Origin of the sequence: Providencia sp. 2.29 (genome assembly GCF_015832305.1) — a bacterium.
Lineage (GTDB): Bacteria > Pseudomonadota > Gammaproteobacteria > Enterobacterales > Enterobacteriaceae > Providencia > Providencia stuartii.
Genome location: NZ_CP065420.1, coordinates 382,173 through 398,265 on the forward strand (window position 1 = coordinate 382,173; position 16,093 = coordinate 398,265).

Below are 16,093 nucleotides of genomic sequence, written 5' to 3' on the forward strand. Positions count from 1 at the left end.
ATAATTTGACGTAATTTATAGGGGCATTATTAATGAGGGCACTAATTGTTTATACCGAGCTAACGGATAAAGATTCCGTGATTAGCCATGCCGTAGCAAGACTTGCCAGTGAGTTGAATGATGAGCATGTGGAAACTGTCATTATTCGTGACTTTGAAGATGGCCTCGCTTATATCCGTTCAAATACCAGTATTGATTGCTTGTTATACGGTCGCGATATGTCGGATCGTGACGAACAAATCCAAGCACATCGCTTAATTACGCAATTACACCGAAGGCAAGAAGATGTACCGGTTTTCTTGCTTAGTGACCGTGAAGAGGCATTGGTCGCCTTTGACCGCAATATGATGGAGCAAGTTGACGAGTTCGCATGGATATTGGAGGACTCTGCCGACTTTATTGCGGGTCGAGTACTTGCCGCTATCCAACGTTATCGCTCACAACTACTCCCGCCGCTCATGAAAAGCCTCATTAAATACAGTGATGTTCATGAATATTCATGGGCAGCGCCGGGGCACCAAGGAGGTGTTGGTTTTACCAAAACGCCTGCTGGACGTATTTACCATGATTTCTTTGGTGAAAATCTCTTTCGTACAGATATTGGTATTGAACGGGTGGCAGTGGGATCGCTACTGGATCATACCGGTGCATTTGGTGAGTGTGAAAAAAACGCCGCTCGCATTTTTGGCGCCGACCAATCTTATTCCGTGGTGGTCGGTACGTCCGGCTCTAATCGGACAATTATGCAGGCCTGTATGACCGATGATGATGTGGTGGTGATTGACCGTAACTGCCATAAATCGATCGAGCAGGGCTTGATTTTAACGGGAGCAAAACCCGTTTATATGATCCCAAGTCGTAACCGTTACGGTATTATCGGGCCAATTTACCCAAAAGAAATGACCCCAGATGCGATTAAATTTAAAATCGCGGCTAACCCGTTAACGAAAGGTAAAGTAAAGCAAAAACCCGCTTATAGTGTGGTGACTAACTGTACTTATGATGGTGTCTGCTATAACGCACGTAAAGTGCAAGATTTGCTCGATGGCTCTTTAGACCGTATTCATTTTGATGAGGCTTGGTATGGTTACGCGCGCTTTAACCCGCTTTATCGTAACCACTTTGCCATGCGTGACGAAGAGCGGACAGAAAACGAGCCGACTATCTTCGCTACCCATTCCACCCATAAATTACTCAATGCGCTGTCTCAAGCGTCGTTTATTCATGTGCGTAACGGGCGTAACGCCATTGACTTTAATCGTTTTAATCAAGCCTATCTAATGCACTCAACAACCTCACCGCTATATGCTATTTGTGCATCTAATGATATTGCTGCCGACATGATGGACGGCAATAGTGGACGTTCACTGACGGATGAAGTGATCCGAGAATCTATCGACTTTAGGCAATCTTTAGCCTACCTATATAAAGAGTTTCTCAATGATGATGAATGGTTTTTCAAACCTTGGAATCAGGAGATGGTGAAAGACCCCGCAACAGGGAAACGATACGCCTTTGAAGATGCACCTGTTGAATTATTGATGAGGGAACAGAGTTGTTGGGTAATGCACCCTGAAGATAAATGGCATGGTTTTAATGATATTCCTGATAATTGGGCCATGCTAGACCCCATTAAAGTGAGTATTCTTGCTCCCGGTATGGGAGACGATGGAAAGCTGTTAGATACAGGGGTTCCTGCCGCTCTCGTGACAGCATGGCTGAATCACTATGGCATTGTGCCAACAAGAACGACGGATTTCCAAATTATGTTCTTATTCTCCATGGGCATCACCAAAGGGAAATGGGGAACATTAGTTAATACGTTACTTTCCTTTAAACGCCATTATGATAACAACACTGCCTTGAAAAAGGTGTTACCCGAAGTCGTGGCGTCAGCACCTGAAATTTATGGTGAAATGGGGTTACGTGATCTCGGCGATAAAATGTTTGCCTATCTACAAAAAAATAATCCGGGTGCACGATTAAATCAGGCCTATTCGCAATTACCTCAAGTGATGATGACTCCACGCGATGCCTATCAACAAATAGTCGCTAACCGTGTTGAAGCCGTACCCGTTGATCAGCTCATGGGGAGAGTGGCTGCAAACTCGATTATTCCTTATCCACCGGGGATCCCGATGCTCTTATCGGGGGAGAACTTTGGTGATGAAAATAGCCCGCATATTCATTATCTACGGAGTTTACAGGCATGGGATAGTGAATTTCCCGGGTTTGAGCATGAAACAGAAGGAACAGAAATTATTGATGGCCAATATTATGTGATGTGTGTGAAAACATGTGATGAATAAGCGATAAAAGATAGCCCGATATTAAATGGGCTATCTTAATCAAACAATTATGCGTTGGCCTCAAATTCGCTAGTCATGGTTTCAAGCTGCTCTTGCAACTCCATCCACGCCATTTCTACCTCTTCTAATGCGTTTTTTTGCTCCGTTTGCTTTTTCAGGCACTCGGTCAATTCAGCTTTACGCTCTTGCTCATAAATTGCAGCGTCAGATAATGTTGCTTCCAATTCTGCTAGCAGCGCTGAATGTTTCTCCATTTTCTTTTCCAACTCAATCAATTTTTTACGGATAGGCTGAGTTTGTTGGCGAAATTCTGCTTCGCGGCGCTTTTGATCTTTCCTATCTTGCGCAGTGACCGTTGCGTTATTGGTTGGTCGCTCTTTTTCTTGCAATTCACGAACCTGCTGCAACTCCAGTTTATTTTGCTCTGCTAGCCATTGCTGGTAATCATCTAAATCACCATCAAAAGGCTCTACTAAACCGTCGTGCACGAGATACAAATCATCCGTTGTTGAGCGTAATAAGTGCCTATCATGGGAAACGACAACTAATGCACCTTCAAAATCAATTAAAGCTTCTGTTAAGGCTTGGCGCATATCTAAATCAAGATGGTTGGTTGGCTCATCGAGTAGTAACAGATTAGGCCGTTGCCAAACAATCAATGCCAACACTAAGCGTGCTTTTTCCCCTCCAGAAAAACGCCCGCTAGGATCAGTAACTTGATCGCCTTTAAAACCAAACCCTCCCAAATAATCACGTAACTGTTGTTCAGTCTCTTGTGGCGCAATTCGTGCTAGGTGCTGTAAAGGGGATTCATCCGCATGCAAGTACTCAAGCTGATGCTGTGCGAAATAGCCGAGTTTAATCCCTTTCGCTAGCGATACTACGCCTTGCAGAGGCTGCAAATCACCTGCAAGTAGTTTAATCAGTGTCGATTTACCTGCGCCATTACGGCCCAATAAACCAATACGAGAGCCTGGTACTAAATTCAATTTGATTGAGTTTAGGATGACTTTATCACCATAACCCGCGCTGACTTTCTCCATTTTTAATAATGGATTTGGCAAACTCTCTGGCTGGCGGAATGAAAAATGAAACGGATTATCCACATGTGCAGGTGCCACCATTTCCATACGCTCTAACATCTTAATACGGCTTTGTGCTTGTTTCGCTTTGGTGGCTTTTGCTCTAAATCGGTCGATATAACTTTGTAAGTGAGCCGCTTTAGCCTGCTGACTCTCATAGAGAGATTGTTGCTGAGCGAGTTTCGTGGCGCGTTGACGTTCAAATGAGGAGTAGTTGCCCGTATATTCGAACATTGTTTCTTGTTCAATATGCAGCACTTTATCGATAATAGGATCGAGGAAGTCTCGGTCATGAGAAATTAATATTAATGTGCCGGGATAGCTTTTGAGCCATTTTTCTAGCCAAATAACAGCATCTAAATCAAGGTGGTTGGTCGGTTCGTCCAACAGCAAGAGGTCTGAGCGACATAGCAGCGCTTGAGCAAGGTTAAGGCGCATACGCCATCCACCTGAAAAAGATTTTACAGGCTCTTGTAACTGGTTTTGGCTAAAACCTAGGCCATGTAATAGGCTAGAGGCGCGAGAGCGGATGCTCCAAGCATTAATTGCATCAAGTTGACCATGCAAGGCCGCGATTGCATTACCATCATTTTTTTCGTTGGCAAGTTGTAGCTGTTGTTCAAGCGCACGAAATTCGCGATCACCATCAATGACATATTCTAGAGCAGGAACATCCAGCGCAGGTGTTTCTTGATTAACCCATGCCAGTGACCATGTGCTGGGAAAGGTAGCTGAGCCTGCTTCTGCTTGTAATTCACCTTTGAGTAACGCAAGCAGTGTGGATTTGCCACAGCCATTTTTCCCCACGAGCCCAACTTTTTGACCGGGGTTAACTGTAGCGGTGGCATTGTCCAGAAGAACACGTACGCCACGGCGAATTTGTAAGGAAGAGAAAACAATCATAGCAGCCGTCAGTTGAAAATATGTTAAATTAAATAATGAATACCCTCAGATTTTCAACAAGCGTATGGCCATATGAAAATGACGGGGCGTAAAAATAAAAGCGCTTTACCAAAAGCTGCATGGTAACGGAAAATTATCCGTCTGACACGCCTTTGAGGAGGGAAAGATGTCAAATAAATTGAAAATACTGGTGCTCTATGCACACCCAGATCCTGATGAATCCGTCGCCAATAAAGCTTTACTCAAAGCCGTTGAGGATTTAGAACATGTCACAATTCATGATCTGTATGCGACGTATCCTGACTATTTTATTGATGTGACGGCAGAGCAAAAATTGTTATGCCAGCACGATATTATTGTATTTCAACACCCACTTTATACCTATAGCTGTCCGGCCTTATTAAAAGAGTGGTTTGATAGGGTATTAACTCGCCGTTTCGCAACGGATATGGGATATCAAAAGCTAAAAGGGAAATATTGGCGTTCCATTATTACTACAGGGGAACCTCAAGAGGCCTATCAATACGGAGGGTATAACCATTACCCTTTGAGCGATATTTTACGGCCTTTTGAATTAACGGCAGCGATGTGTGATATGCAATGGTTAGAGCCAAGTGTGATTTATGCAGCACGTCGGCAAGATAAAAAACAGTTACAACAGATTATTGCGGGATATCGCGAGTGGATTCAACAGCCACTACAAATTGGGGGGCTATCCTAATGGGGCAACTCGATATCTTTGAATCTGTGATTATTTTCTTGTGTGCTGGTGTAGTGATGGTGCCCATCGCACAAAAAATTCGTTTAGGGGCGGTACTGGGTTACCTTCTCGCAGGGATTGTGATCGGGCCATTCGTATTTGGCTTTATCCATAACGTTGACGATATTCTCCATTTCTCAGAAATGGGCGTTGTCTTTTTGATGTTTCTGATTGGATTGGAACTGAAACCATCCAAACTGTGGGAGCTACGCCGCTCAATTTTTGGGGTAGGAACGGCTCAAGTCGTTGTGACGGCTGCTTTAATGGCAGGTTTACTCTTTTTAGCTAAGTTCTCTTGGCAAGCTGCCGTTGTGGGTGGTCTTGGTATGGCGATGTCATCAACCGCAATGGCATTGCAACTCATGAACGAAAAAGGGATGTCCAACAAAGAGAGCGGGCAGCTAGGGTTTTCGGTTTTACTATTCCAAGATATGGCGGTGATCCCGATAATGGCGTTGATCCCACTGTTAGCTGGCGATACAGCAAGTAATGATTGGTATCGTATAGGGATAAAAGTGGTGGCATTCGCTGGCCTTTGGGTTGTAGGACGCTATCTGTTACGCCCAATGTTCCGTCTTGCTGCAAAATCTGGCGTACATGAAATTTTTACCGCGGCGGCATTGCTCGTAGTGCTTGGCTCTGCACTGATTATGGAAAGCCTTGGCTTCTCTATGGCATTAGGTACGTTTATGGCTGGTGTAATGCTGGCGGAAACGGAATTTCGTCATGAATTAGAGATCAATATAGAGCCATTTAAAGGGCTATTATTGGGGCTATTTTTTATCTCAGTAGGGATGTCGTTAAATTTACAAGTCCTTTGGTCATACCTACCGCAAGTTTTGCTTGGGGTGTTGGCTTTAGTCACGGTTAAAGCATTGGTTTTATATATCTTAAGTTGGATAGCAAGATTACGCGGTGGCGCGAGAGCTCAATTTTCAGGGGTATTAAGCCAAGGTGGTGAATTTGCTTTTGTTATTTTTGCGACCGCCTCTGGGGCAAGCGTGATTGATGAAAGGCAAATGGATCTACTCTTAGTCGTCGTCACCTTGTCTATGATGACGACGCCACTTGTGATGCAGTTGATAGATGCCTACCTCAACTACCGTTATAATCGCCAGCCAACGTCCACGGAGAAGCCCTTTGTGGAAGATAACGACCCACACGTTATTTTGGTTGGCTTTGGGCGGATGGGGCAAGTCGTCGGGCGTTTATTGATGGCGAACAAAGTTAAAATTACGGTACTTGAGCAGGATGTCACGGCAATTAGTACCATGCGCCGTTATGGTTATACGGTGTATTATGGGGATGCGCGCGAATTACAACTGCTACGCTCTGCTGGGGCAGATAAAGCGAAGGCGATTGTGATCACGAGCGATGTTCCCGAAGAGGTCATGGAAATTGTTCATTTATGCCAAGAAAATTTCCCTAACCTGCATATTATTGCTAGGGCGAAAGGGCGCGTTGAAGCCCATGAATTATTGCAAAGCGGCGTTAAAGATTTCAGCCGTGAAACGTTCTCCAGTGCTTTAGAGCTTGGCAGCAAGGCGTTAATCAGTACGGGAATGCACCCTCATAAAGCCTATCGTGCAAAACAGCATTTTAGGCGCTTAGATATGCGGGTATTAAGAGAGATTATCCCTGAAAATGAAGGGGATAGTGGTCAAATTTCCCGTGTGAAAGAGGCTCGTAGAGAATTAAATGAGCTGTTCGAAAAAGAGATGCTTAGAGAGCACCGCCAGCCTCATAGCTGGAATCATGATGAATAAAGGATAGGACAATGTCGTCAACACGTAAGCGATTTATTGCAGGGGCAACATGCCCTAAATGTCAGTCACAAGACACTCTTATGATGTGGCGTGAAGATAAAATTGATGTCGTCGAATGTGTGAATTGTGGGGATCAGCAGCGCCAAGTTGACGATAGTGCAACGCCTCATGTACGCAAGCAGGAACAAGTTATCGGAATTTTTACACCTGAGTAAGAGAATTTTGTCAATTCTCAATACAGCCGTCTTGTTTTCCGGTACAATTAGCAAAATTTTTTCCCCCTCTATGGGTAGTAGGAGATGTCATGAAAGTAGCAAACGATTTGGTAGTCAGCTTGGCTTATCAAGTAAGAACAGAAGACGGTGTTTTAGTTGATGAGTCCCCGGCAAATGCGCCACTCGACTATCTACATGGCCGTGGTTCTTTAATTTCAGGTTTGGAAAAAGCGCTAGAAGGCCGTGCGGTGGGTGATCACTTTGACGTTGAAGTGGCATCAGACGACGCATATGGTCAATACGATGAAAATTTAGTTCAGCGTGTTCCAAAAGATGTGTTTATGGGCGTTGAAGAACTACAAGTTGGTATGCGCTTCTTGGCTGATACAGATATGGGACCAGTGCCAGTTGAAATTACCGGTATTGAAGGTGATGAAGTGATCGTTGATGGTAACCACATGTTGGCTGGCCAAAACCTAAAATTCAATGTTGAGATCATCGCAATTCGTGAAGCAACAGAAGAAGAATTAGCTCATGGTCACGCACATGGCGCTCACGGTCATGATCATGACCATGAAGGGGGTTGCTGTGGCGGTGGTCACGGTCATAGCCATGGCGAAGAAGGTGGTTGCTGTGGTGGTAGCGAAGGTCACGGACATGGTCACAAACACGGCGGTTGTGGCTGCCACTAATTAATCAATATTAAAAAAAGGAAAGCATTGAAATCGCTTTCCTTTTTTGTTTTTATAATGGGTGAAAACTTAATAGTGTGGCGGTGGTGTTTCTTCTTCAGGCCTCGCAAGATGCGAGGATTGTGATGATTTTAGTCTTTCAGCCACAATACGGATATGCTCTTGTAATTTAGACAGTTGCATTTGTTGGTCCGTAATGACTTGGTTGAGCTGTTCTATCGTTACCTCTTGAAAAGCAACTTTGCTTTCCAAAAGCTCAAGGCGTTGTTCAAAAGCGTCCGATGAATCCATTTAGTGGCTCCTTATGGTTTTTCATCATAAAAAAATCATCATAATAACTGAACATTACAAATCAATAGATAAGTTTTAGTTAAAAGGATAGGCGTTGAAACCTCTTTTTGTTAATGTTGTCTAAGTAGTCAATTCTGTTGCTTACTATTCTATACTAAAGATTATGAAGTAAGTAACAACGCATACTTATAATAGATATCGGAGATTAGGATGAAATCACTGTTTAAGGCAAGTCTTCTGGCAACGACATTGGCGCTAGCTTTCGGAGCACCACAAGTTATGGCCGCTGAAACGACAACGAAAGCGCCAACAAGTAGCGCATTTAAATCAGCCGAAGAGCGTAATGCCTATGCGTTAGGGGCATCTTTAGGCCGCTATATGCAAAACTCACTGGATGAGCAGAAAAATATTGGTATCAATTTAGATAAAGCGCAACTGCTTGCAGGCGTTCAAGATGCGTTCAACAACAAAAGTAAAATGACGGATGCAGAAGTTGAAGAAACTTTGCGTCAGTTTGAAGGCCAAGTGAAAGAAGCAGCTGAAAAAAAAATGAAAGATGAGTCAGCGGCTAACGAAAAAGCAGGTGCTGAATATCGTGAAAAATACGCGAAAGAAAAAGGCGTAGTGAAAACGAAATCTGGTCTGTTATACAAAATTGAAAAAGAAGGTACTGGCGCTAAACCTAAAGCAGATGATACCGTTGTTGTTCATTATAAAGGTACATTAGTTGACGGTACTGAGTTCGATAGCTCATATTCACGCAATGAACCTCTGACAATCCCACTGAATTCAGTGATTAAAGGTTGGACCGAAGGTCTAGTTAACGTGAAAAAAGGCGGGAAAATCCAGTTAGTGATCCCTGCAGAACTGGCGTACGGTGAAAATGGTGTTCCAGGTATTCCTGCTAACTCCACACTGGTGTTTGATGTTGAATTGTTAGATATCAAGCCAACAGGCAAATAACTTTTAAGCAGTAGTTTAAAAAACCCAGCATTGTCTGGGTTTTTTACGTTAAGGCGGGATCAACTTATTTTTTGCGAAGAAAAAGTTAAACAAGATATAATAAATAATTAGTTGATTATGCTGACATATTTAAGAAAAGCCATCTGGAATTTGATTTCGAATAAGTTTATTGATTATTTGCTAAAAATAATGCTTATTTTGTTTAAAACTTGTGATAAAACAAACTGTCTTGCATGCAATCGCTTGACGGCAGCGCCCCGTAGTTTTAACTTCACTATATAACGTTTTATTATTTCTTCGCCTTATTTACTGACGCTTTATAATGAAATGCAGGCAAAAGCCTCTAACAATTAACGCCTCATTAGTCAGGTTGGTGAATTTTCGTACACTTGAAGGATGGTGTTTAAAAATGTCTAACTCAGTACTTTCAAATGATCACAGTGATATTAATTTACTTAATAATGAGCCTTTCACCCAAACCGATCATGAAATTCTAAAATCGTATGAAGCGGCCGTTGATGGCTTAGCTATGTTGATAGGTGCACATTGTGAAATTGTCCTTCATTCTCTGGAAGATTTAAAATGTTCAGCCGTCAGAATAGCCAACGGGCAACATACAGGGCGTAAAATTGGTTCACCAATCACGGATCTTGCATTGCGTATGCTGCATGACATGGCTGATGAAGAATCTAATGTATCAAAAGCCTATTTCACCAAGGCTAAAAGCGGCGATTTAATGAAATCGGTTACGATTGCCATTCGTAACCGCAATCAGCGTGTCATTGGCTTACTGTGTATTAACATGAATCTTGATGTGCCATTCTCAGAAATCATCAAAAGTTTTGTCCCTGAAGAGAAGCAAGATGTGACTTCAGACGTTAACTTTGCCTCCTCAGTCGATGATTTGGTTGCACAAACATTAGAATATACGATTGAAGAAGTTAGCTCTGATCGTAATGTGTCAAATAATGCGAAAAATAAACAGGTTGTCCTGAATCTTTATGAAAAAGGGATTTTTGATATCAAAGATGCGATAAACCAAGTTGCAGATCGCCTAAATATCTCTAAACATACTGTTTATCTCTATATTCGCCAGTTTAAGAGTGGGGAATGAACACACAACCTCTAACATACTGTTTGCTGGTGACCGGGCCTGCTTATGGTACTCAGCAAGCCGCGAGTGCTTACCAATTTGCTCATGCCCTTCTTGAAGAAGGGCATTGTTTAAAAACACTGTTTTTTTACAGTGAAGGTGTTACAAATGCGAATGCGCTCACTTCACCTGCCAATGATGAATTTAATTTAGTGAAAGCATGGCAACAGCTTGCTCAAAAGTCGGGTTGTGAAATGCATATCTGTGTGTCTGCTGCATTGCGCCGTGGTGTGGTCGATAAAGAACAAGCTGAGCTACTCTCCCTTGCTGTCAGTAACCTCGGTGATGGCTTTATCATGAGCGGATTAGGCAGTTTGGCAGAAGCAATGATGACGGCAGATCGTACTATCCGTTTTTAGGGCTTCCTCGTTATACTGCAAAAATAGCATGATATTGCAGTAGAAATGGTGACGTTCGTGGGGGATCCGTGCGAATGATGCCGTTACCTCAATGCCTAGCCGCATTTCGAATTATTTAGAGCAGATATGAAAAAATTCGCTTTTGTTTTTACATCAATGCCTCATGGAAATGCCAGTGGCCGAGAAGGGTTAGATGCCTTATTGGCGACATCAGCACTGACGGAGGATATTTCAGTGTTTTTCTTGTCGGATGGTGTGTGCCAGTTACTGGCAAATCAAAATCCCACTGAAATTTTAGCGCGGGACTATATTTCTACCTTTAAAATTTTGCCGCTTTACGATATCGACAATATTTACATTTGCTCTGATTCTTTAAAGGAAAGAGGAATTTGCGAAGAGAGTCGATGGATTGTGGACGCGAGTGTCATCAATTCGACACAAATTCGCGATAAATTATCCAAATGTGATGTTGTGCTTAAATTTTGATCTGTTGTAGGATCTTTTCTATGCTTTATACTATAGCAACTTCACCTTTTCATTGTGATTTCACGGCCATTTTGCGGCTGATTGCGCCAGATGATGCGGTATTACTGATACAAGACGGTGTGATTGCCGCGGTAAGTCAATCGACTCATTTACGTGAACTGCAACAAAAAGGTGCGCGAGTCTACGCATTAGATGCAGATGTTAATGCCCGCGGCTTGCAGAATATGATTTCAGAGCAGGTGTCTTTAGCCTCATATCGAGATTTTGTACAGCTCACAGTGAGTCATAAACAACATTTTGCCCTATAAAAGGGTTAAAAGTTGTATATTTCTTGACACCTGAGTCAGTCAGCAATAAAATTTCGCGTCCTCGTGTATCGTCATGTTGGCGAACGAGGTCGAAAATCCGTGTTTACGAAGCAAAAAAAACCAGGAGCTTTTTTAATAATGGCAACTATTAATCAGCTGGTACGCAAATCACGTAGCTCGAAAGTTGTTAAAAGCAACGTTCCAGCACTGGAAGCTTGCCCGCAAAAACGTGGCGTATGTACTCGTGTATATACCACCACTCCTAAAAAACCAAACTCAGCACTACGTAAAGTATGCCGTGTTCGTTTAACTAATGGTTATGAAGTTTCTTCCTACATCGGTGGTGAAGGCCACAACTTGCAGGAACACTCCGTAATCCTGATCCGTGGCGGTCGTGTTAAAGACTTGCCAGGTGTGCGTTATCACACCGTTCGCGGTGCACTGGACTGCTCTGGTGTTAAAGACCGCAAACAAGCCCGTTCTAAATACGGTGCTAAGAAACCTAAGGCTTAATGGTTCTCCGTTAAGTAAGGCCAAACATTTTTAAACTTAATGTCAAAATACTCGAATCGAGTTTTGGGCAAACCTGAATTAAAAACGGAGTAATATCCATGCCACGTCGTCGCGTAATTGGTCAACGTAAAATTCTTCCAGATCCTAAGTTCGGATCAGAATTACTGGCCAAATTTGTGAACATCCTGATGGTAGACGGGAAAAAATCTACTGCTGAAGCAATCGTATATAACGCGCTTGAGACCCTGGCTCAGCGTTCTGGTAAGAGTGAACTTGATGCATTCGAACTTGCACTAGACAACGTGCGTCCGACTGTGGAAGTTAAATCCCGCCGTGTTGGTGGTTCAACTTACCAAGTTCCTGTAGAAGTTCGTCCGGTTCGTCGTAATGCACTGGCAATGCGTTGGATCGTTGATGCTGCTCGTAAACGCGGTGATAAGTCAATGGCTCTGCGCCTGGCAAACGAATTATCGGATGCAGCTGAAAACAAAGGTTCTGCTGTTAAGAAACGTGAAGACGTTCACCGTATGGCAGAAGCTAACAAGGCGTTCGCTCACTACCGTTGGTAATTTCACCACGTTAGTGTTTCTGAGGGTAGCTTTCTGCTACCCTTTAAATGATGAATTGAACGCCCACGAGAGAGGAAAAAATGGCTCGTCAAACGCCCATATCACGCTATCGTAACATCGGTATCAGTGCACACATCGACGCCGGTAAAACAACAACTTCTGAACGTATTCTGTTTTATACAGGTGTAAACCATAAAATTGGTGAAACTCACGAAGGTTCTGCAACAATGGACTGGATGGAGCAGGAGCAAGAACGTGGTATTACTATCACGTCTGCAGCGACTACTGCATTCTGGTCTGGTATGGCAAAACAATTCGAACCACACCGTATTAACATTATCGACACCCCAGGACACGTTGACTTCACAATCGAAGTAGAACGTTCTATGCGTGTTCTTGATGGTGCGGTCATGGTTTACTGTGCAGTTGGTGGTGTTCAGCCACAGTCTGAAACAGTATGGCGTCAGGCTAACAAATATAAAGTTCCACGTATCGCGTTCGTTAACAAAATGGACCGTATGGGTGCAAACTTCCTGCGTGTTGTTGATCAATTAAAAACACGTTTGGCTGCAAACCCAGTTCCACTTCAACTGCCAGTTGGTGCTGAAGAAGGCTTCACCGGCGTTGTTGACTTGATCAAAATGAAAGCGATCAAGTGGAGCGATGAAGATCAGGGCGTTACCTTCGAATACGAAGATATCCCTGCAAACATGCAAGAACAAGCTGAAGAATGGCATAACTTCCTCGTTGAATCTGCTGCTGAAGCATCAGAAGAACTGATGGAAAAATATTTGGGCGGTGATGAACTGTCTGAAGAAGAGATCAAAGCGGCTCTTCGCCAACGCGTTCTTGCAAGCGAAATTATCCTGGTTACCTGTGGTTCTGCATTTAAGAACAAAGGTGTTCAGGCAATGCTGGATGCAGTTATTGAGTACTTACCATCTCCGACAGATGTACCTGCAATCAACGGTATTCTGGATGACGGTAAAGATACTCCAGCGGAACGTCACGCAAGTGACGATGAGCCGTTCTCATCTTTAGCATTTAAAATTGCAACTGACCCGTTCGTTGGTAACCTGACGTTCTTCCGTGTTTACTCTGGTTTTGTTAACTCAGGTGACACTGTACTGAACCCAGTTAAAGCTAAAAAAGAACGTTTTGGTCGTATCGTTCAGATGCACGCTAACAAGCGTGAAGAGATTAAAGAAGTTCGCGCTGGTGACATCGCGGCTGCTATCGGTCTGAAAGACGTTACTACAGGTGATACTCTGTGTGCGGTTGATGCACCAATCATCCTAGAACGTATGGAATTCCCAGAGCCAGTAATCTCTGTTGCAATTGAACCAAAAACTAAAGCTGACCAAGAAAAAATGGGTATCGCATTGGGTCGTCTGGCTCAGGAAGACCCATCATTCCGCGTATCAAGTGATGAAGAAACAGGTCAAACTATCATCGCTGGTATGGGTGAATTGCACTTGGACGTTCTGGTTGACCGTATGCGTCGTGAATTTAAAGTTGAAGCGAACGTTGGTAAACCACAAGTTGCTTACCGTGAAGCTATCACTGCGAAAGTTACTGATATCGAAGGTAAACACGCGAAACAGTCTGGTGGTCGTGGTCAGTACGGTCACGTGGTTATCGATATGTACCCACTTGACAAAAATGATAAAGACGGCGTTCCAATGGATTACGAATTTATCAACGAAATCAAAGGTGGTGTTATCCCTGGTGAATACATCCCTGCCGTTGATAAAGGTATCCAAGAGCAGTTGAAATCTGGCCCACTGGCTGGTTACCCTGTTGTTAACATGGGGATTCGTCTGCACTTTGGTTCTTACCATGATGTTGACTCATCTGAACTGGCATTTAAACTGGCGGCATCAATCGCGTTTAAAGATGGCTTCAAAAAAGCGAAACCTGTTCTGCTTGAGCCAATCATGAAAGTTGAGGTGGAAACACCAGAAGACTACATGGGTGACGTAATTGGTGACTTGAACCGTCGCCGTGGTCTGATTGAAGGTATGGATGACATGGCAACTGGTAAAATTGTCCGTGCACAAGTACCATTGTCAGAAATGTTTGGCTACGCGACTGACCTGCGTTCACAAACGCAAGGTCGTGCTTCATACTCAATGGAGTTCTTGAAGTACAATGAAGCACCAAACAACGTTGCACAAGCTGTTATCGAAGCTCGTAACGCTAAATAATCGGTTTTAATCGATTTAACTACTTTAATTAAGTTCCTTCTTCACAGTGAAGAAGGAACTCCATAAGGAATAGAGTCGTGTCTAAAGAAAAATTTGAACGTTCAAAACCGCACGTTAACGTTGGTACAATCGGCCACGTTGACCACGGTAAAACTACCCTGACAGCAGCAATCACTACTGTTCTGGCAAAAACTTACGGCGGTAGCGCTCGTGCATTCGATCAAATCGATAACGCACCAGAAGAAAAAGCGCGTGGTATCACCATCTCTACTTCTCACGTAGAGTACGATACACCAACTCGCCACTACGCACACGTAGACTGCCCAGGACACGCCGACTATGTTAAAAACATGATCACGGGTGCTGCTCAGATGGACGGTGCAATCCTAGTTGTTGCGGCAACAGATGGCCCAATGCCACAAACTCGTGAGCACATCCTGTTAGGTCGTCAGGTTGGCGTTCCTTACATCATCGTGTTCCTGAACAAATGTGACATGGTAGACGACGAAGAGCTGCTGGAACTGGTTGAAATGGAAGTTCGTGAACTTCTGTCTCAATACGATTTCCCAGGTGATGACACTCCAGTTATCCGTGGTTCAGCGCTGAAAGCGTTGGAAGGCAACCCAGAGTGGGAAGCGAAAATCGTTGAACTAGCAGAAGCACTGGACAGCTACATCCCAGAGCCAGAGCGTGCAATTGACAAGCCATTCCTGCTGCCAATCGAAGACGTATTCTCAATCTCAGGTCGTGGTACAGTAGTCACAGGCCGTGTTGAGCGTGGTATCATCAAAGTTGGTGAAGAAGTTGAAATCGTAGGTATCAAAGAGACTGCGAAAACCACTTGTACTGGCGTTGAAATGTTCCGTAAACTGCTGGACGAAGGCCGTGCAGGTGAGAACGTAGGTGTTCTGCTGCGTGGTACTAAGCGTGAAGAAATCGAACGTGGTCAAGTTCTGGCGAAACCAGGTTCAATCAAGCCACACACAACTTTCGAATCAGAAGTTTATATTCTGAGCAAAGATGAAGGTGGTCGTCACACGCCATTCTTCAAAGGTTACCGTCCACAGTTCTACTTCCGTACAACTGACGTAACAGGTACTATCGAACTGCCAGAAGGCGTAGAGATGGTAATGCCAGGCGACAACGTGAACATGAAAGTAACTCTGATTCACCCAATCGCGATGGACGATGGTTTGCGTTTCGCAATCCGTGAAGGTGGCCGTACAGTAGGTGCGGGTGTTGTTGCAAAAATCATTGCATAATAACAACCCACTGTAGTGAAAAGGGGCATCTATAGGATGCCCTTTTTATACTTAAAATTATTCGAGTTATATAGACTAACTATATGACCCGATGGATTGTGAGTATATGCGTTGTAAAATTAAGAACCTATCTCATCAATAGTTGTTCTAATTATTGGTGAGATAGGCTCTGATGCAACGAAATAACGGCTGTATCACCAGCTTTATGCAGTTATATGAGATTTATTAAGGTTTTGCTCAGAAGATATGGTATAT

Annotated in this window: 16 protein-coding genes; 14 read left to right on the forward strand and 2 right to left on the reverse strand. The window is 43.6% G+C overall.

Annotation, left to right across the window (positions count from 1 at the left end; translation table 11 throughout):
• The first annotated feature begins 32 nt into the window (after window positions 1-32).
• Window positions 33-2,309: an arginine decarboxylase gene (gene adiA, locus I3B46_RS01645; protein WP_004923888.1), complete on the forward strand. Its 2,277-nt coding sequence runs from the start codon at window positions 33-35 to the stop codon at window positions 2,307-2,309.
• Between the two features lie 47 nt (window positions 2,310-2,356).
• Here adiA and I3B46_RS01650 read toward each other — a convergent pair whose 3' ends face one another.
• Window positions 2,357-4,294 carry an ABC transporter ATP-binding protein gene (locus I3B46_RS01650; RefSeq protein WP_036942164.1) on the reverse strand — a complete coding sequence of 646 codons (1,938 nt, stop codon included), beginning with the start codon at window positions 4,292-4,294 and terminating at the stop codon, window positions 2,357-2,359.
• Between the two features lie 166 nt (window positions 4,295-4,460).
• Between I3B46_RS01650 and kefG the strand changes: the two genes are divergently transcribed.
• The 4 genes from kefG (at window position 4,461) to slyD (ending at window position 7,727) form a co-directional block, all read left to right on the forward strand.
• A complete protein-coding gene (kefG, locus tag I3B46_RS01655; protein ID WP_004923894.1) occupies window positions 4,461-5,015 on the forward strand; it encodes a glutathione-regulated potassium-efflux system ancillary protein KefG in 555 nt (184 codons plus the stop codon).
• Window positions 5,015-6,820: a glutathione-regulated potassium-efflux system protein KefB gene (kefB, locus tag I3B46_RS01660; RefSeq protein WP_004923898.1), complete on the forward strand. Its 1,806-nt coding sequence runs from the start codon at window positions 5,015-5,017 to the stop codon at window positions 6,818-6,820. Before kefG ends, kefB begins: the two co-directional genes overlap by 1 nt.
• Before the next feature lie 11 nt (window positions 6,821-6,831).
• Window positions 6,832-7,035, forward strand: a complete 204-nt coding sequence (locus I3B46_RS01665; protein ID WP_004923902.1) for a YheV family putative zinc ribbon protein — start codon at window positions 6,832-6,834, stop codon at window positions 7,033-7,035.
• Between the two features lie 89 nt (window positions 7,036-7,124).
• A complete protein-coding gene (gene slyD / locus I3B46_RS01670) occupies window positions 7,125-7,727 on the forward strand; it encodes a peptidylprolyl isomerase (RefSeq protein WP_053110224.1) in 603 nt (200 codons plus the stop codon).
• Window positions 7,728-7,796: 69 nt separating this feature from the next.
• On the opposite strand, the gene I3B46_RS01675 is transcribed toward slyD, so the two are convergent.
• Window positions 7,797-8,018, reverse strand: coding sequence for a SlyX family protein (locus tag I3B46_RS01675; RefSeq protein WP_004923904.1), 222 nt, complete (start codon window positions 8,016-8,018; stop codon window positions 7,797-7,799).
• A gap of 210 nt (window positions 8,019-8,228) precedes the next feature.
• Here I3B46_RS01675 and fkpA point away from each other — a divergent pair, with 210 nt between their 5' ends.
• The 9 genes from fkpA to tuf all read left to right on the forward strand — a co-directional run bounded on the left by fkpA (window position 8,229) and on the right by tuf (window position 15,838).
• Entirely contained in the window at window positions 8,229-8,981 is a 753-nt protein-coding gene (gene fkpA, locus I3B46_RS01680; protein WP_004923907.1) for an FKBP-type peptidyl-prolyl cis-trans isomerase, read from the forward strand.
• A gap of 409 nt (window positions 8,982-9,390) precedes the next feature.
• Window positions 9,391-10,095, forward strand: a complete 705-nt coding sequence (locus tag I3B46_RS01685) for a helix-turn-helix transcriptional regulator (protein ID WP_014656963.1) — start codon at window positions 9,391-9,393, stop codon at window positions 10,093-10,095.
• Window positions 10,092-10,493, forward strand: coding sequence for a sulfurtransferase complex subunit TusD (tusD, locus tag I3B46_RS01690; protein ID WP_014656962.1), 402 nt, complete (start codon window positions 10,092-10,094; stop codon window positions 10,491-10,493). The genes I3B46_RS01685 and tusD overlap by 4 nt, the downstream gene beginning before the upstream one ends.
• 126 nt (window positions 10,494-10,619) lie before the next feature.
• Entirely contained in the window at window positions 10,620-10,979 is a 360-nt protein-coding gene (gene tusC, locus I3B46_RS01695; protein ID WP_004923916.1) for a sulfurtransferase complex subunit TusC, read from the forward strand.
• Between the two features lie 20 nt (window positions 10,980-10,999).
• Window positions 11,000-11,287, forward strand: a complete 288-nt coding sequence (gene tusB / locus I3B46_RS01700; RefSeq protein WP_004923919.1) for a sulfurtransferase complex subunit TusB — start codon at window positions 11,000-11,002, stop codon at window positions 11,285-11,287.
• 138 nt (window positions 11,288-11,425) lie between these two features.
• Window positions 11,426-11,800, forward strand: a complete 375-nt coding sequence (gene rpsL / locus I3B46_RS01705) for a 30S ribosomal protein S12 (RefSeq protein WP_004923923.1) — start codon at window positions 11,426-11,428, stop codon at window positions 11,798-11,800.
• 98 nt (window positions 11,801-11,898) lie between these two features.
• Window positions 11,899-12,369: a 30S ribosomal protein S7 gene (gene rpsG, locus I3B46_RS01710; RefSeq protein ID WP_004923925.1), complete on the forward strand. Its 471-nt coding sequence runs from the start codon at window positions 11,899-11,901 to the stop codon at window positions 12,367-12,369.
• An 80-nt stretch (window positions 12,370-12,449) separates the two neighbouring features.
• On the forward strand, window positions 12,450-14,576 hold the full coding sequence (fusA, locus tag I3B46_RS01715) for an elongation factor G (RefSeq protein WP_004923927.1): 2,127 nt from the start codon (window positions 12,450-12,452) through the stop codon (window positions 14,574-14,576).
• A gap of 77 nt (window positions 14,577-14,653) precedes the next feature.
• Complete coding sequence (tuf, locus tag I3B46_RS01720; protein WP_036942149.1) at window positions 14,654-15,838, forward strand: elongation factor Tu; 1,185 nt, start codon at window positions 14,654-14,656, stop codon at window positions 15,836-15,838.
• Window positions 15,839-16,093: the final 255 nt, after the last annotated feature.